The organism is Caulobacter sp. GW821-FHT12A07, from assembly GCF_058807655.1.
Genome location: NZ_JBXAQX010000015.1, coordinates 120841 through 137141 on the forward strand (window position 1 = coordinate 120841; position 16301 = coordinate 137141).

Annotated in this window: 18 protein-coding genes; 10 read left to right on the plus strand and 8 right to left on the minus strand. The window is 68.1% G+C overall.

From position 1 onward, the window contains the following. Positions 1–159: 159 nt before the first annotated feature. Genes AC1RRS_RS23240 through AC1RRS_RS23250 form a run of 3 tightly spaced genes read left to right on the plus strand, consistent with a single transcriptional unit; the run spans position 160 to position 2548 of the window. Positions 160–618 carry a RidA family protein gene (locus AC1RRS_RS23240; protein WP_487289766.1) on the plus strand — a complete coding sequence of 153 codons (459 nt, stop codon included), beginning with the start codon at positions 160–162 and terminating at the stop codon, positions 616–618. After that, positions 618–1391 (plus strand): glycerophosphodiester phosphodiesterase, encoded by a 774-nt coding sequence (locus tag AC1RRS_RS23245; RefSeq protein WP_492857250.1) that lies wholly within the window; start codon positions 618–620, stop codon positions 1389–1391. Before AC1RRS_RS23240 ends, AC1RRS_RS23245 begins: the two co-directional genes overlap by 1 nt. Further along, positions 1388–2548 (plus strand): GNAT family N-acetyltransferase, encoded by a 1161-nt coding sequence (locus AC1RRS_RS23250; protein WP_492857251.1) that lies wholly within the window; start codon positions 1388–1390, stop codon positions 2546–2548. The genes AC1RRS_RS23245 and AC1RRS_RS23250 overlap by 4 nt, the downstream gene beginning before the upstream one ends. 185 nt (positions 2549–2733) lie before the next feature. Here AC1RRS_RS23250 and AC1RRS_RS23255 read toward each other — a convergent pair whose 3' ends face one another. Together AC1RRS_RS23255 and AC1RRS_RS23260 are read right to left on the minus strand one after the other, a co-directional pair. Next, positions 2734–3219, minus strand: coding sequence for a pyridoxamine 5'-phosphate oxidase family protein (locus tag AC1RRS_RS23255; protein WP_492857252.1), 486 nt, complete (start codon positions 3217–3219; stop codon positions 2734–2736). Positions 3220–3272: 53 nt separating this feature from the next. Continuing rightward, positions 3273–3863 carry a DUF4287 domain-containing protein gene (locus tag AC1RRS_RS23260; RefSeq protein ID WP_492857253.1) on the minus strand — a complete coding sequence of 197 codons (591 nt, stop codon included), beginning with the start codon at positions 3861–3863 and terminating at the stop codon, positions 3273–3275. Between the two features lie 54 nt (positions 3864–3917). Here AC1RRS_RS23260 and AC1RRS_RS23265 point away from each other — a divergent pair, with 54 nt between their 5' ends. Genes AC1RRS_RS23265 through AC1RRS_RS23275 form a run of 3 tightly spaced genes read left to right on the plus strand, consistent with a single transcriptional unit; the run spans position 3918 to position 4995 of the window. Beyond that, positions 3918–4349 carry an HIT family protein gene (locus AC1RRS_RS23265; RefSeq protein WP_492857255.1) on the plus strand — a complete coding sequence of 144 codons (432 nt, stop codon included), beginning with the start codon at positions 3918–3920 and terminating at the stop codon, positions 4347–4349. Positions 4350–4402: 53 nt separating this feature from the next. Beyond that, positions 4403–4708 (plus strand): hypothetical protein, encoded by a 306-nt coding sequence (locus AC1RRS_RS23270; protein ID WP_492857257.1) that lies wholly within the window; start codon positions 4403–4405, stop codon positions 4706–4708. Next, on the plus strand, positions 4693–4995 hold the full coding sequence (locus tag AC1RRS_RS23275; RefSeq protein ID WP_492857259.1) for a hypothetical protein: 303 nt from the start codon (positions 4693–4695) through the stop codon (positions 4993–4995). The genes AC1RRS_RS23270 and AC1RRS_RS23275 overlap by 16 nt, the downstream gene beginning before the upstream one ends. A gap of 17 nt (positions 4996–5012) precedes the next feature. Here the strand turns inward: AC1RRS_RS23275 and AC1RRS_RS23280 are convergent, their stop codons facing one another. Continuing rightward, positions 5013–5354 carry a CCDC90 family protein gene (locus AC1RRS_RS23280; protein WP_492857260.1) on the minus strand — a complete coding sequence of 114 codons (342 nt, stop codon included), beginning with the start codon at positions 5352–5354 and terminating at the stop codon, positions 5013–5015. A gap of 122 nt (positions 5355–5476) precedes the next feature. On the opposite strand from AC1RRS_RS23280, the gene AC1RRS_RS23285 reads away from it, so the two are divergent. After that, entirely contained in the window at positions 5477–5914 is a 438-nt protein-coding gene (locus AC1RRS_RS23285; protein WP_492857261.1) for a BLUF domain-containing protein, read from the plus strand. A gap of 54 nt (positions 5915–5968) precedes the next feature. Here the strand turns inward: AC1RRS_RS23285 and clpA are convergent, their stop codons facing one another. The 5 genes from clpA to AC1RRS_RS23310 all read right to left on the minus strand — a co-directional run bounded on the left by clpA (position 5969) and on the right by AC1RRS_RS23310 (position 12185). Continuing rightward, positions 5969–8302, minus strand: a complete 2334-nt coding sequence (clpA, locus tag AC1RRS_RS23290) for an ATP-dependent Clp protease ATP-binding subunit ClpA (protein ID WP_492857263.1) — start codon at positions 8300–8302, stop codon at positions 5969–5971. Positions 8303–8313: 11 nt separating this feature from the next. Then, the gene (clpS, locus tag AC1RRS_RS23295) at positions 8314–8643 is read right to left on the minus strand and encodes an ATP-dependent Clp protease adapter ClpS (RefSeq protein WP_101715544.1); all 330 of its coding nucleotides are present in this window, start codon (positions 8641–8643) and stop codon (positions 8314–8316) included. A 400-nt stretch (positions 8644–9043) separates the two neighbouring features. Then, positions 9044–9838, minus strand: coding sequence for a TrmH family RNA methyltransferase (locus AC1RRS_RS23300; RefSeq protein ID WP_492857264.1), 795 nt, complete (start codon positions 9836–9838; stop codon positions 9044–9046). Positions 9839–9843: 5 nt separating this feature from the next. Then, positions 9844–10755, minus strand: coding sequence for an RsmD family RNA methyltransferase (locus AC1RRS_RS23305; RefSeq protein WP_110119028.1), 912 nt, complete (start codon positions 10753–10755; stop codon positions 9844–9846). Between the two features lie 17 nt (positions 10756–10772). Next, positions 10773–12185, minus strand: coding sequence for a glycosyltransferase (locus AC1RRS_RS23310; protein WP_492857265.1), 1413 nt, complete (start codon positions 12183–12185; stop codon positions 10773–10775). A gap of 168 nt (positions 12186–12353) precedes the next feature. Here AC1RRS_RS23310 and AC1RRS_RS23315 point away from each other — a divergent pair, with 168 nt between their 5' ends. The 3 genes from AC1RRS_RS23315 (at position 12354) to AC1RRS_RS23325 (ending at position 16297) form a co-directional block, all read left to right on the plus strand. Then, the gene (locus AC1RRS_RS23315) at positions 12354–12989 is read left to right on the plus strand and encodes a TetR/AcrR family transcriptional regulator (RefSeq protein WP_487290777.1); all 636 of its coding nucleotides are present in this window, start codon (positions 12354–12356) and stop codon (positions 12987–12989) included. Positions 12990–13591: 602 nt separating this feature from the next. Then, positions 13592–14980, plus strand: a complete 1389-nt coding sequence (locus tag AC1RRS_RS23320; protein WP_487290778.1) for an alginate export family protein — start codon at positions 13592–13594, stop codon at positions 14978–14980. 15 nt (positions 14981–14995) lie between these two features. Continuing rightward, on the plus strand, positions 14996–16297 hold the full coding sequence (locus tag AC1RRS_RS23325) for a CmpA/NrtA family ABC transporter substrate-binding protein (RefSeq protein ID WP_492857266.1): 1302 nt from the start codon (positions 14996–14998) through the stop codon (positions 16295–16297). Positions 16298–16301: the final 4 nt, after the last annotated feature.

The following is a 16301-nucleotide window of genomic DNA, read 5'->3' on the forward strand; positions in this document are numbered from 1 at the left end:
TTGCGGGTCGTTTCGCGGATCTACCCAGCCTTTCGGCCCGGACCTCGCGTCCGGGCCTTTTTTCTTGCGCCCTTTGGCCCGGACGGTGCGTCCGGGCCTTTTTTCTTGTGCGAAGGCTTCCCCTTGCTAAGCATGCGCACTCGGTAAGGGAGCGTTTGAATGTCGAAGGTGGAAGAGCGTCTGGCGGGTCTCGGGATCACGCTGCCGGAACCGGTGGCGCCGGTGGCCAACTACGTGCCGTTCGTGCGGTCGGGCAACCTCGTCCACATCTCCGGCCAGATCTCGCTCGACGCCTCGGGCGGCATCAAGGGCACGGTCGGGGTCGACGTCGACCTGGAGACCGCCCAGAAGGCCGCCCGCCTGTGCGGCATCAACCTGCTGGCCCAGATCAAGGCCGCGACCGGCGACCTCGACAAGGTGGCCCGCATCGTCAAGCTGGGCGGCTTCGTGCAGGCCGGCCCGGACTTCATCGACATCCCCAAGGTGATCAACGGCGCCTCGGACCTGATGGTCGAGGTGTTCGGCGACGCCGGCCGCCACGCCCGCTCGGCCGTCGGCGTCTACAAGCTGCCGCTGGGCTTCGCCGTCGAGGTCGACGCCGTGGTGGAGGTCTTCTGATGCGCGCCCGTCCGCGTCCCGGGACCGAGGTGTTCGGCGAGGCGTGGGAGCGCCTGTTCGATCCGCCCGTGGCCCATCGCGGACTGTGGACGCCTGGCGGCGCGCCGGAGAACTCCCTGGCCGCCTTCCAGGCCGCCTGCGCCAAGGACTACGCCATCGAGCTGGACGTGCAACTGACGGCTGACGGACAGGCGGTGGTCTTCCACGACGATCGCCTGGAGCGCCTGACCGGCGCCGAGGGCCGCCTGCGCGACCACACCGCCGCTGAACTGGGGGCGCTGAAGCTGTCGGGCACGGACGAGACCATCCCGACCCTGGCCGACGCCCTGGCGGTGATCGGCCACCGGGCCATGGTCTATATCGAGCTCAAGACCCCGTTCGGCGAAGTGGGGGAACTGGAAAAGAAGGTCTCCGAGATCCTGATCGACCACAACGGTCCGATCGCGGTGATCGGCTTCAATCCTTATTCGCATGCCTGGTTCGCCGACCATCATCCGCAGATCCTGCGGGGTCTGGATTCCTACGGCTGGAACGACGACAACGCCCGCAAGCTGGCGCCGGAGCTGCGCAAGTCGCTGGCGGCGCTGGAGCAGGTGGAGCTGGCGCGGCCCGATTTCCTGGCCCTGGGGCTCGACATGCTGCCCAGCGCGCGCGCCGACGTGTTCCGGGGCAAGGGGATGCCGATCATCGCCTGGACGGTGCGTTCCCAGGACCAGTGGGACGCCGTCTCCGACCATTGCGACAACCTGATCTTCGAGGGCTTCACGGCGTGAGTTCGCTTAAGGCGGAGGTGCGCATCCACCGCCGCATCGCCGATATCGGCAAGGAAGCCTGGGACGCCTGCGCCGGTCCGTCCGGCGACCCCTTCGTCAGCTTCGACTTCCTCGACATCCTCGAAGAGAGCGGCTGCGCCAGCGATCGCACCGGCTGGGCGCCGCATCATGTCAGCGTCGCCGACGTGGATGGCGCCATCGGCGGGGTGATGCCGCTCTATCTGAAGAACCACAGCCAGGGCGAATACGTCTTCGACCACGCCTGGGCCGACGCCTACGAGCGGGCGGGAGGCGACTATTATCCCAAGCTCCAGTGCTCGGCGCCGTTCTCGCCGGTGACGGGCCCGCGGCTGATCGCGCGGCCCGACGTCGATCCCGACGAGGCTCGCTCGGCCCTGCTGGGCGGGGCGCTGACCCTGTGCGACCGCCTGAAGGCCTCGTCGCTGCACGTGACCTTCCCGACCGCCGACGAGTGGGACTGGATGGGCGATCGCGGCCTGCTGCGCCGGCAGGACCAGCAGTATCACTGGGAAAACGCCGGCTACGGGACCTTCGACGACTTCCTGGCGGCCCTGTCGTCGAACCGCCGCAAGACCATCCGCCGCGAGCGGCGCGACGCCCAGGACGGGCTGGAGATCGTGGCCCTGTCGGGCGACGAGCTGAGGGCGGAGCACTGGGACGCCTTCTTCGGCTTCTACATGGACACCGGCGCCCGCAAGTGGGGGCGGCCTTATCTGAACCGGCGGTTCTTCTCGCTGCTGCACGAGCGGATGGCCGACAAGGTGCTGCTGATCCTGGCGCGGCGGCCGGGCGGGCCGTGGCTCGCCGGGGCCCTGAACCTGATCGGTCGCGACTGCCTCTATGGCCGCCATTGGGGCTGCGCCGAGGACGTGCCGTTCCTGCATTTCGAGCTCTGCTACTACCAGGCCATCGAGCATGCGATCCGGCTTGGCCTGCCGCGCGTCGAGGCCGGCGCCCAGGGGCAGCACAAGATCGCCCGCGGCTATCTGCCGAGCGCGGTCTACTCGGCGCACTGGATCGCCGACCCGGCCCTGCGCGAGCCGGTGGCGCGCTATCTGGAGCGCGAGCGCGAGGCGGTGGAGCAGGAGATCGAGATGCTCACCGAGGAATATTCGCCGTTTCGCGAGGCGCGCTGAAGCGCTCGGCGGATCGGCTTTCAGAAGCTAGAGCCCATTTCCACCGAGCATCCCCGCGAAGGCGGGGATCCAAGCCGAGCCGACGGATGACCTGCTGCCGGGCCTCCTCCGGAACGTCAGTTTGGATCCCCGCCTTCGCGGGGAAAGACGGATTGGGGGGGGCGGGCAATGAACGTCGATCCGGACTAATGCAGCACGACCTCGGCGACCTTGTCGCGGTAGTCGCGCTTGGGATCGCGGCCGAGCATCAGGCGCATGCCGGCGAACAGGCTGTTCTCGTTCAGCCAGATGCGGGCGTGCTCGGGCTCGAAGCGCAGAAGGCGCAGCTTCGGGTCGTCCATGCCGTCGAACCAGGCGGCGATGAACGGGTTCCAGAGGCGCTCGACGGTGGTGAAGTCGGTGTCGATGCGCAGATGGCCGTCGATCTGGGCGAAGAGATCGTGGCCCTTGGACGAGAAGTGCATCACCGCGTCGCGCTCGTGGGGCAGGGCGGCGACGAGGTCGCTGTCGGCCGAGGTGAAGATCCACATCGGTCCGCTGTGATCGCCGTCCATCAGGACGGTCATCGGCTGGCTGTGGCCGCCCTCGACGTCGGGCAGTCCCAGCATCACGGTGCGGTCGTTCTTGAGGGCTTTCCAGAACTTGGCGGTGAGATCGGCTTCCTTGGACATGGCTCTTGTCCTCCCGCCGTCAAAAACGTGGCTGTGGCCTCCCGCGTTCCCGTTCAGGAGCGGTCCCAGGCCGCTTTCAGCAGGGCCGCGACCTCGTCGTCGACCTCGGCCGGGGAGGCGAGGGCCAGCTTGGCCTTCAGCCGCTCGGACCAGCTTTCGTTCTTCGGTTCGGAGAGGCGAGGGGAGGCGTCGGGCGTCAGGGCCAGGCCCAGGGAGACGGTTCCGCCCTTCACCGGCTTGGCGGCGGCGAACTGGACCTTGGCGGACCAGGCGGTGAAGCTCTTGCGCTGACCGGTGACGAGGCCTGGGAAGTCGGCGACGGCCGCCTCGATCGCTTCCAGGATCGCCGTCGAGGCCGGGTCGGTCCATAGCGCCGCGCGCAGGCCGCTCGCGTCGTCCCAGCCCAGTTCCGACGGGAAGGCCTCGCCCAGGATGTGGGCGCAGCGATTGACGCCCAGGCCGTAATTGGCCTTCAGCCAGTCGACGCGGGCCTTGGGTCTGGTCTCCTTGCAGTCGCGACGAACGATCTCGACCCACTCGGCGAGGGTCTTGCCGGTGTCGCGCTCGAGGCTGGCCTGCACCGAGGCGAACCACTTCTTCTGGCGGTCGGTCAGGCCTTGTCCGGCCTCGTCGGTCTTGCCCACGCTTGCGCCCCCCTCGTGGTTTGCTAGGACCTGTCCCACGCAATGGAGACGGTCATGAGCCTTCACGGAACCTACGACCCGGACAACATCTTCGCCAAGATCGTTCGCGGCGAGATCCCGAGCGTGAAGGTGTTCGAGGACGACGAGGTCCTGGCCTTCATGGACGCCTTCCCGCAGTCGCCGGGCCACCTGCTGGTGATCTCCAAGACGTCGAAGGCGCGCAACGTGCTGGAGGCCGAGCCCAAGACCCTGGGGCGGCTGATCGGCGCGGTGCAGAAGGCGACCCGGGCGGTGACGCAGGCCTTGAAGCCCGATGGCGTCGTCGTCACCCAGTTCAACGGCTCGCCGGCCGGCCAGACGGTGTTCCACCTGCACTTCCACGTCATCCCCCGCTACGATGGCCAGGCGCTGGGCCGTCACGGCGAAGGCATGGCCGACGCCGAAGAGCTGAAGGCCCTGGCCGCGAAGATCGCCGCGGCGCTCTGAAGCCTGAAGTTGCGACCCCGCGCGAACGCCTGCATAGGAGGCGCGGGGGCTGCATGAAACTTCATCCGATCACCTGGATCCTGCTGGGGGCGGCCGGTTTGCAACTGGTCGTGCTGGCCGGCTATTTCGTCGGCGTCGCTTACGCGGCCGGCGAGGCGACGCGCATGCCGTCGATCGGTCCGGCCGATATCGGTTTCCTGCAGGCCTGGCTTGCCCGGTGGCTGGGCGATGGATTGCTGCGGCTGGGCGCGATCGTCGCCAGCGTGGCGGGCGCGGCCTGGGTCGAGTTCCTCGCCCGAACCTATCATCAGTTGCGGGCCATGGGCGCGCAGGGAGAGACGACGTGTCCGACGCTCTGAACGCACCGGCCGACCGCGTGGCGGGCTTCTTTGGCCGCCTGCATCCGGTGACCCGCATCGTCGCCGCCGCGGCGATCGTCAGCCTCTTTGGCGACATCGTGCAGCTGATCGGCGTGATCTCGGCGCTTCAGCAGGGCTCGGCCCTGGCGCCGCTCAGCCAGTCGATCTCGACCTTCCTGAACAGCCTCGGCTACTCGATCGGCTTCATCGGCGGCGCGGCGAGCGTGGAGTACCTGTTCCGCATCTGGCGCGAAGTGAAGGCCATCCGCGAGCGCGGCCAGGGCTGAGCCCCGAAGGCTGCTGACTAGGGCAGCAGCTTGATCAGGGCGGTGGAGATCGACACCAGCACGGCCATGCCGCCCAGCAACGCCCAGCCCTGAAGACGGATCTTCTCGCTGAGGTCGGTGCGGATGCGGGCCTCGGTGAGGGCGATGTCGCTCTTGAGTTCGTTGCGCACCGAAGTGATCTCGCTCTTCAGCTCGCCCTTCACCGCCTGCAGTTCCGAGCGCGTCGCCAGTTCGCTGATGTCGGGGAGCACGGTCGTCTGCTGCACCAGTTCCACGATCGCCTCGGCCGCGCGTTCGTTCAGGCCCGCTTCACGCAGACGCTTGGAGGCGCTCAAGGTGTCGAAGGCCGCATGGGTCACGCCCTCACGTTACGCGTTTGTTCTTGTTTTGTCTACAGCTGGCGCGCGAGCGGAGTGAACCTTTTAACGGTTCCGCGACTTTACCCTCCGGCCCAAGCTTCAGTAGCGGCCGAGGACCGTGAATGACCGATATCCTGGCCCGGCGCGGCCTCTATCGCCTGGTCTATGCGAGCCGGGCCGCACATCCCGAGCAGTTGGACGAAACCCTGCGCGCCGTGGTCGCCAGGTCGATCCAGAACAACCGCGTCGACGACATCACCGGCTTCCTGGCGGCCGGGGAGGGGCGGTTCCTGCAGGTGCTGGAAGGGCCGGGTCAGACCGTCGCCGAGGCCTTCGCGCGCATCGGCCGCGACCCGCGCCACGACGAGATCGTGCTGATCGCCGACGGCCCGGCCGAGCGGCGGCTGTTCCGCGACTGGAACATGGGCCAGCGTCGGCTGGAGGTGGAGGACGCCTCGGCCCTGTCCGAGGTGGGGCTGGAGCACTTCACGCCCGCCGGCCTCGACGAGGAGCGGGCCTTGCGCCTGCTCACCACGCTCGGCGCGCGTCACCTGCGCTAAAGAAAAAGGCCCGGATCGCTCCGGGCCTTTTCCCTGATCATTTGGCGACTGGCCTTATTCGGCCAGGGCCGGCTCCTCGGCCTCTCCTTCGTCGGAGGGCGACTTGCCGGACTTGCCTTCCGAGGCGCTTTCGATCTCGAAGCCGATCTTGCCGTTCTCGAGCACCACCTTGACGTGGCCCCCGCGGATCAGGCGGCCGAACAGGATGTCGTCGGCCAGCGGCTTCTTGATGTGCTCCTGGATGACCCGGGCCAGCGGACGGGCGCCGTAGAGCTCGTCGAAGCCGTTCTTGGCCAGCCAGTCGGCGGCGTCGTCGGAGAGTTCGATCGTGATGTTGCGGTCGGCGAGTTGCGCCTCCAGCTGCATGACGAACTTCTGCACGACCTGGCGGATGATCTCCGGCGTCAGCGGCTTGAAGGCCACCGTCGCGTCCAGGCGGTTGCGGAACTCCGGCGTGAACAGGCGCTTGAGGGCGGCCTCTTCCTCGCCTTCGACCTTGGAGCGGCCGAAACCGATCGACTGCCGCTGGGCGTCGGAGGCGCCCGCGTTGGTGGTCATGATCAGGACCACGTTGCGGAAGTCGACCTTCTTGCCGTTGGAGTCGGTCAGGGTGCCGTGGTCCATGACCTGCAGCAGGATGTTGTAGATGTCGCTGTGGGCCTTCTCGATTTCGTCGAGCAGGACGACCGCGTGCGGGTGCTGATCGACGGCGTCGGTCAGCTGGCCGCCCTGGTCGTAGCCGACATAGCCGGGAGGGGCGCCGATCAGGCGGCTCACGGTATGGCGCTCCATGTACTCCGACATGTCGAAGCGGATCATCTCGATGCCGAGCGTCGAGGCCAACTGCTTGGCGGCTTCGGTCTTGCCGACGCCGGTGGGGCCGCTGAACAGATAGGAGCCGATCGGCTTGTTCGGATCGCGCAGGCCCGCACGCGCCAGCTTCATGGCCGAGGACAGCTGCAGGATAGCCTCGTCCTGGCCGAACACGGCGCGCTTCAGGTCGGCCTCGAGTTCCTTGAGGGCCTCGGTGTCCGACTTGCTGACCGACTTCGGCGGGATGCGGGCGATCTTGGCGACGACGGCCTCGATCTCCTTGACGCCGATCATCTTCTTGCGACGGCTTTCCGGCAGCAGCATCTGGCCCGCGCCCGCCTCGTCGATCACGTCGATCGCCTTGTCGGGCAGCTTGCGGTCGGTGATGTACTTGGCCGACAGCTCCACCGCGACCTTCAGGGCCTCGGCGGTGTACTTCAGCTTGTGGAAGTCCTCGTAGTAGGTCTTCAGGCCCTTGAGGATCTTGATGGTGTCTTCCACCGTCGGCTCGTTGACGTCGATCTTCTGGAAGCGACGGACCAGGGCCCGATCCTTCTCGAAGTGCTGACGGAACTCCTTGTAGGTGGTCGAGCCCATGCAACGCAGGGTGCCCGAAGCCAGGGCCGGCTTCAGCAGGTTGGAGGCGTCCATGGCCCCGCCGCTGGTGGCGCCGGCGCCGATGACGGTGTGGATCTCGTCGATGAACAGCACCGCGTTGGGGTGGTTCTCGAGTTCCTTGACCACCTGCTTGACGCGTTCCTCGAAGTCGCCGCGATAGCGGGTGCCGGCCAGCAGCGCGCCCATGTCGAGCGAGTAGATGGTGGCTTCCGCCAGGACTTCGGGGACCTGGTGGGTGATGATCTTGCGCGCCAGGCCTTCGGCGATGGCGGTCTTGCCGACGCCGGGGTCGCCGACGAGCAGCGGGTTGTTCTTGGTGCGGCGGCACAGGATCTGGATCGCGCGTTCCACTTCGTTCGCGCGGCCGATCAGCGGGTCGACCTTGCCCTGGCGGGCCTTTTCGTTGAGGTCGACGCAGTAGGCCTCGAGGGCCTCGCCGCCGGTCTTGGTGTTGGGCTTTTCCTGGTCCTCCTCGACCGCGGTCGCGCCCTTGGCGGCCTTGGGCTCGGAAGCGCCGGCCTTCTTGGCGATGCCGTGGGCGATGAAGTTCACCGCGTCGTACCGCGTCATGTCCTGCTCCTGCAGGAAGTAGGCGGCGTGGCTCTCGCGTTCGGAGAAGATGGCGACCAGGACGTTGGCCCCGGTGACTTCCTCGCGGCCGGACGACTGGACGTGGATGACGGCGCGCTGGATGACGCGCTGGAAGCCCGCCGTGGGCTTGGCGTCTTCTTCGTCGTCGACCACGAGGGACGAGAGCTCGACGTCGAGATAATTGACCAAGCTCTTCTTGAGAGCGGTCAGGTCCACGTCGCAGGCTCGCATGACCCCGGCTGCGTCGTCATCGTCGGTGAGCGACAGCAGCAGGTGTTCGAGCGTGGCGTAGTCGTGCTTTCGCTGGTTGGCGTAAGCCACCGCGCGGTGGAGGGATTCTTCGAGAGGACGCGAAAAAGAGGGCAAGGGGAGGCTCCTCAATCCTTTTCCATGGTGCACTGCAGCGGGTGCTGATGTCTGCGGGCTGAGTCGATCACTTGGGCGACCTTGGTCTCGGCGACTTCGTAAGTGAAAACGCCGCAGACCCCGACACCGTTCTGGTGAACGTGCAACATAATCCTAGTCGCGTCTTCGCGCGACTTGTTGAAGAACCGTTCGAGCACGTAAACGACGAACTCCATAGGGGTGTAGTCGTCGTTAAGGATCAGTACGCGATACAACGAGGGCTTCTGCGTCTTCGGCTTCACTTCCGTGACGACCGAAGAGCCCGCGCCGTTATTTTGTCCGCCTTGCTTTCGCTCGGCCATCGACCGCTTTCTCCCGGCGGGCAAATCACCCGCCTTCATGAATTAGATATGGAAAAGCGGCGGCTTTGGAAGAGGCCGCCGCCCAACTGCGCCGCTTTAACACAGGGGCGCCGTCGAAATCGGCTTCACGTTTGGGAGAGCGGCGAAGGTGGCCCGAGCGTTCCCGCGGCGAGGCGGGGAAATGGTGTGCGGCGTGGTGTCGCGCAAGGGGGCGGCAAGCACAGTTGTCCTTCTCCCCTTGCGGGAGAAGGTGTCGGCGATAGCCGACGGATGAGGGGTCTCTCAAACGTCTGGGGCCGTGTCCGGGCGCGCCGACTTTGCTGCGGCGCCGGTCATCGACCCCTCACCCGACCCGCTTCGCGGGCCACCCTCTCCCGCAGGGGGAGAGGGAAGCAGGGCGTCAGCCCGTCACCGTATAGATCATGATCCCGGTGGCGACCGACAGGTTCAGGCTGTCGGCGCGGCCGCGCATGGGGATCTTGACGTTGACGTCGCAGGCGGCGGCCAGTTCGGGCGGCAGGCCCTGCTGCTCGTTGCCCATCAGGATCAGCGACGGCTTTACGTAGTCGGCGCTTTTGTGGTCGACGGTGGCGGTCAGCAGGGTGCCGACCACGCTGCCGGGCCAATCCTCGCGCCAGGCCAGGAACTCCTGCACGCTGGCCTTGGCGATCTTGACGGCGAAGACCGAACCCATGGTCGCCCGCACGCCTTCGACGGAATAGGGATCGACGCAGTCGCCGACCAGGATGACGCCGCCGGCGCCGGCCGCGTCGGCCGTGCGGATGATGGTGCCCAGATTGCCCGGATCGCGGACGGCCTGCAGGGCCACCCAGCAGTCGGCGCTCTGCGGCACGATGGCCGACAGCGGCGTGTAGACTTGGCGGAACACGCCGACGACCGCTTGCGGGTTGTCGCGACGCGAGACCTTCTCGAGGATCTCGCGGTTGACCTCGATGACTTCGCCGCCGGCGGCGGCGCAGGCCTTGGCGGCCTTCTGCAGCATCGGGTGATCGGCGGCGTCGGGGCCGTACATCAGGATCTTCGGTGCGTGGCCGCAGTCGATGGCCTCGATGACGATCTTCAGGCCCTCGGCCAGGAACAGGTCGCTGTCCTCGCGCTCCTTGCGCATGTGCAGGGCGCGGACGGCCTTGACCGTGGCGTTGGTCAGGGAGGTGACGGTCTTGACGTTGCTCATGTCGCTCAGGCCTCCGACGACCAGCGGGCGAAGAAGGACAGGCCGATCTGGCGGTCGCCCTTGTCTTCCACGAGGGACAGCTCGCCCCAGTCGATGACGCCGGCCCGGCCTTCCAGCGCCTGGGCCAGCAGGCCCGACATGGCCGCGCCCGAGACCCTCGCTGCGTAAGCGTTCATCAGCAGGAAATCGGCGTCTTCCGCCAGCAGCTGGGCGCAGTCGGCGGTCAGGGCCGGCAGGTCCTCGAACAGGCGCCAGACCTCGCCGTCGGGGCCGCGGCCGAACTTCGGCGGATCCAGGATGATGCCGTCATAGACGTTGCCGCGACGGACCTCGCGGGCGACGAAGCGGCGGGCGTCCTCGACGATCCAGCGGATCGGCTTTTCGGCGAGGCCGGCGAAGGCGGCGTTCTCGCGCGCGAAGCCGACCGACTTCTTGGAGGCGTCGACGTGGGTGACGTGGGCGCCGGCGGCGGCGCAGACCAGGCTGGCCACGCCGGTGTAGCCGAACAGGTTGAGGATCCGGGGCTGGCGGCCGCGGGCCTTGACGAAGGCGCGCACGCGCTCGTCCTGCCAGGCCCAGTTGGCGGCCTGCTCGGGGAAGAAGGCCAGGTGGCGGAACGGCGTGAACTGGCCGTGGAACTTCGCCTCGCCCCAGGCGAGGTCGAACTTCTCGATCGGCTTGCCGTGGAAGCGCCAGCGGCCGGCCTCGTCCTCGTCGGACGGATCGAACACGGCGTCGGCCTCGTCCCAGGCCTGGGCGGGCAGGCGCGGCTCCCAGAAGCACTGCGGCTCGGGGCGGACGACGGTGTAGCGGCCGTAGCGCTCCAGCTTCTTGCCGCGCCCGCTGTCGAGCAGGGCGTAGTCGGCCCAGCCGGCGGTGCGCATGACGATGGGAGAGGCGGCGATGGTCGGATGCATGGCCACGCCATACGCGCTCAGCCCAAGCGTCGTCCAGCCCGAGGCGCATGCGGGGTCTTGTCCCAGTGGTGCGGACGCAGGACGAACTGGACCAGCGCGTGGCAGCCGGCCCAGCCCTGGGCCAGCCAGATCAGGGGCAGGCCCAGCAGGTCGAGCCACTTGGCCCGGCCGCCCGCGCGCCGGCGGCCGACGACCGCGGCGATGGCCGAAGCGCCCCACGCATAGAAGAAGAGCACCAGGCCCGCGCCGTCGATCGCGGCCTGGCCGTCGGGCAGCAGGTCGAGCGCGAGCATCAGGATCACGCCGGCGAAGATCGGCGCGTGCAGGTGCGTCGAGGCCAGCGACAGGACCAGCGTGAGGAAGAGCGCCAGGGCCACGCGCGGCCGGCGAACGGCGGGACCGCGCAGATGAACCGCCAGGGTCTGGAGGTGTCCCTTGATCCAGCGGGCCCGCTGCGGCCGCCAGGCCTTCCAGCTGGTCGGGGCGGTTTCCAGCGTCGGCGGGGCGATGACGTCCAGGCCATAGCCGGCGGCGGCGAGGCGGAAGCCGACATCTGCGTCCTCCGTCACGTTGAAGGCGTCCCAGCCGCCGACGGCGTGCAGGGCCTCGACGCGGAAGTGGTTGCTGGTGCCGCCCAGCGGGAAGGCCAGTCGCCAGCGGGCCAGGGCCGGCAGCAGCACCTCGAAATGGGCGGCGTATTCCTGCTGGAACTGGCGGGGCAGGAAGCCGGAGATGGCCGGGATCTCGATGCGCAGCGGCGCTTGCAGGCAGGCGAGGTCGGAGGGACCGGCGGCGAAGCGGGCGGCGGCTTCGCGCAGCTGGCCAGGATCGGGGGCGTCCTCGGCGTCGTAGATCACCAGCAGTTCGCCGCGGGCGCGGCCCAGGGCGTGGTTGCAGGCGCGGGGCTTGGTCTTGGGCGCGCCGGGCGGAACGATCAGCACCTGGATGAAGGCCGGCAGGTCCAGGGCGTGGAAGGCGGCGATGGTCTCGACGTCGTCGGCCTCCAGCATGATCAGGGCCTGGAGGCGGTCGCGCGGATAGTCCAGGCGGTCGAGGCCCGCCGCCAGTTCGGCGGCGACCGAGGCTTCCTTGTAGAGCGGGGCGATCACCGTATAGGCGGGCAGGTCGGCGTCGGGCAGGGGCGGGACCGGGATCCGCCGTGGCGGCGTGCAGGCCGCCACGAGCCGCAGCGAGGCCAGCAGGGCGAAGAGCGCCAGGCCCGTCCAGCCGAGCGCGGCCAGCGTGATCTTCGGCGCCAGCGCCGCGCTCGCGGCCAGGGCGACGGCGATCAGGATCAGCACGACGCCCTGGCCGGGGCTCAGCCGGCGATGCGCCCCGTCGGTGAGCGGCAGGGGCGCGACGAGCGGCGGATCGGCCAGGACGTGATGATCCTGCTCCTCGACGTGCAGCCGCCGGTCTTCGCGCGCCATGTCGTTCCCCCACAACCAGGCCTGATCGGTGGGAGCGACTCGATTAACTCAACCATAAAGTGTCAAACAGAAAAATACGCGTTCTACGCAAAAGCTGCGGCGCGCTTGTCGGCCCTGGGTGATTCCCGTTTACTGTCAGATCGGGGAAGAGGGAGGAAGTACCGTATCGTGACCGTTGCGTTGAAGAAGCCGACCAGGTCCGCCCGCAAGCCGAAGGGCGACGGGCACATGCGCCGGGGCGAGATCCTGGCCGCCGCCGAGAAGATCTTCATCGCCGAGGGCTACGCCGGGGCGACGATCCGCAAGATCGCCGACGCCGTGGGCGTGTCCTCGACCGCGCTCTACATGCACTTCCGCGACAAGGACCAGATTCTGCTGGAGATCGGCCGCGAGGCCATCGAGCAGCTGCTGGCCATCAACGTCGCCCTGTCGCACGAGCCGGTGGACGCCGTGGAGAAGGTGCGGCGCATGCTCGACGCCTACATGCGCTTCGCCCTCGACAATCCCAACACCTACCAGCTGGTGTTCTGCGGCTCGAGCGAGGCGATCTCGGTGGAGAAGCAGCAGGCCGTGTCCGACCTCGGCGACGCCTGCTTCGACGAGTTCAGCGGCCCGATCCGCGAAATCGCCGCCGCCGGCCGGCTGAAGACCGGCACCGCCGAGAGCGCCGCCCAGGTGCTGTGGGCGGCCTGCCACGGCATCGTCTCGCTGGTCATCACCAAGCCGAGCCGCAACTGGGCTCCGCACGAAGAGCTGATGCAGGTCACGCTCGACGGGGTGCTGCACGGGCTGATCACGGAGTAGGGCGCCCCCGTTCCAATTTTTCGTCATCCCGGCCGTAGCGCGCAGCGCGGAGAGCCGGGACCCAGGGGCCGCCGCAATGCAGCGGCGACAGCCTTCATGGTCGATCTGACCACTGCGCCCAGTCCCCTGGGTCCCGGGTCTACGGTCCGCTGCGCGGCCCTCCGCCCGGGATGACGCGTGGGGGATCGGGCGAATTAGGTCGCAAGCGCGCCAGCGTCCGCCCGACTCCACGCCTCCCTTCCGGTAACCGGATGCCTTCAAAGCCTTGCGTCGCCAGGGATTGGCGAAGGCGAGTCCCCGCCGGTCATCGTCCGTGAGGGGAGGGTGGCGCCTGCTTTCCGGGCGCCGCCCAAGCTTTGGGCGCCGTGCTGCTGCGCAGAAACGGGCGCCGCACCCGCGAAATGGTCGATAACGCCGGTTTTCAGATTGTCGGCGTCCCGACGTGGTGCGTCCCTGATGACGACACGCGGGGCAACGACGTCCTGCGAGGGTCCTTGAAGGACCTACGCCGACGACGGGGTCGGCGACTGTTTTGGACAACGACGTCCGGAGGGGGCTCACGCCCTCGCCGGGCGTTTTTTTTTGGCCTGAGGGGAAGAGGCATGAACACGAAGAGGGCCGGGCTCACGCTCGGCGCTGGGCTCGCGGCGCTGCTGTGGGCGACGGGAACCTACGCCCAAACGGCGGCGACGCCGGAGCAACCGGCGGCCACGGAAGCCGCGCCGGAAACGGTTGCGGAGCCCGCGCCGGAGCCGGCCGAACCGCCGCCTCCGCCCGCGCCGCCGCCGACGTTCAGCGACCAGGTCGCGGCCGGCAAGGTGATCCTGGAGGTCCGCGCCCGCTACGAAAGCGTCGACCAGGCCAACCTGGCCGACAAGGCCTCCGCCTTCACCGTCCGCACGCGTCTCGGCTGGGAGACCGCCGAGTTCCACGGCCTCAAGGGCCTGATCGAGTTCGAGGACGTCCGCCAGATCGGCGAGGAGCACTACGCCGTCAACGTGCCGGGCGCGACGACCGCCCCGCTGAACGGCGCCGACAAGGCCCGCTATCCGATCGTCAACGACCCCGACGTCACCGAGCTGAACCGCGCCCAGGTGACCTGGACGCCGAGCGCGGCCTTGCAGGTCACCGCCGGCCGCCAGCGCATCCTGATCGACGACCAGCGCTTCGTCGGCGCCGTCGCCTGGCGCCAGGACGAGCAGACCTTCGACGGCGTGCGCGCCGACTTCGCCCTGGGCCGCGTGAAGGGGACCTACGCCTACATCAACCACGTCAACCGGGTGCTGGGCGAACTGAAGGACTGGGACAGCGACAGCCATCTGCTGAACGTCACCTGGTCGCCGGCCGAGGCGCTACGCCTGCAAGGCTTCGTCTACGCACTGGACTTCGGCAATTCGGCGATCAACTCGTCGATCACCAAGGGCGCCAAGGCCTCGGGCAAGACCTGGGTCGGGCTCTACCAGCTGGCCTACAACGCCACCTTCGCCCGCCAGAGCGACTATCACGGCAACACCGCCGCCTATGACCTCGACTATGTCGGCGGCGACGTGGCTGGCACGTTCGACATCTACACCCTCAAGCTCTCCTACGAGTCGCTGGAGGGCAACGGAACGCGGGGCTTCACCACGCCGCTGGCCACCGCCCACGCCTTCAACGGCTGGTCGGACGCCTTCGTCACGGGGGGCGGCAACAAGGGCTTCGCCGACGGGCTGGAGGACCTGAACCTCAGCCTCAACGTCAAGCCGCGCTTCAAGCGGACCTGGTTCTTCAACAGCGACGTCGTGGTCCGCTACCACGACTTCAACGACCAGCGCACCGGCGCCGACCTCGGCAGCGAATGGAACGTGCAGGTCACCGCGGCGATCACGCCCAAGCTCTCGGTGCAGCTGAAGTACGCCGACTTCCAGCGCGAAACGACCGTGCCGGCTGGGACCCTGGCGCCGCCAGCCTCGCGGACCAAGGCCTGGTTCACCCTCGAATACAAGCTCTGAGACGGAACGCCGATCATGACCAAGACCGACAAGATCCTTTCGCAGGGCGCTTCCATGGGTGTTTCCCGGCGCACCGCCCTGATCGGGGCCGCCGCCACCATGGCCGCCGTCAAGGCCGCGTTCCCGGCCGGGGCTCACGCCGCCGGCGCGGGTCCGGAAACCGCCAAGGCGCGCCTGGGCTTCATCGCCCTGACCGACAGCTCGCCGGTGATCATCGCCAAGGAGCGCGGCTTCTTCGCCAAGCACGGCCTGCCCGACATCGAGGTGGTCAAGCAGGCCTCGTGGGCCGCCACCCGCGACAACCTGGTGCTGGGCTCGGGCGGCGGCGGCATCGACGGGGCGCACATCCTGTCGCCCATGCCGCTGCAGTTCAGCCTGGGCGTCCAGACCGGCGGCAAGCCGCTGCCGATGTACGTTCTGGCCCGCCTCAACACCAACGGCCAGGCGATCTCGGTCGGTAACGACCTGAAGGCCGTGAAGGTCGGGCTGCAGGCGGGCGGCGCCAAGGCCAAGTTCGCCCAGCTGAAGGCGGCCGGCAACATCGCCAAGATCGCCATGACCTTCCGGGGCGGCACCCACGACCTGTGGGTCCGCTACTGGCTGGCGGCGGCCGGCATCAATCCGGACATCGACGTCTCGACCATAGTCATCCCGCCGCCGCAGATGGTGGCCAACCTCAAGGCCGGCACCCAGGACGCCTTCTGCGTGGGCGAGCCGTGGAACGGCCAGACGGTCAACCAGAAGATCGGCTACACCGCCACGACCACCAGCGAGATCTGGATGAACCATCCGGAGAAGGCGCTGGGGATGCGGGCCGACTGGGTGGACAAGTATCCGCGCGCCGCCCAGGCCCTGACCGCCGCCGTGCTGGAAGCCCAGATGTGGTGCGACAAGCAGGCCAACAAGGCGGCCATGTGCTCGATCGTCTCGGGCCGACAGTACATCAACGTGCCGATGGGCGACATCCTGCCCCGCCAGCAGGGGACCATCGACTACGGCGACGGCCGCAAGGTCAGCGGCTCGCCGCACGTCATGAAGTTCTGGGCCGACAACGCCAGCTTCCCGTTCAAGTCGCACGACCTTTGGTTCGTGACCGAGAACATCCGCTGGGGCGTGATCCCGCAGAACACCAACAAGCAGGCCCTGGTCAACAAGGTCAACCGCTCGGACATCTGGCGCGCGGCGGCCAAGAGCATCGGCCAGACCGGCCCCGCCGGCGACAGCCGCGGCCCCGAGCGGTTCTTCGACGGCAAGGTGTTCGATCCGGCCAATCCGGGCGCGTACCTCGCCAGCCAGCCCATCAAGAAGCTCGCCTGAGAAA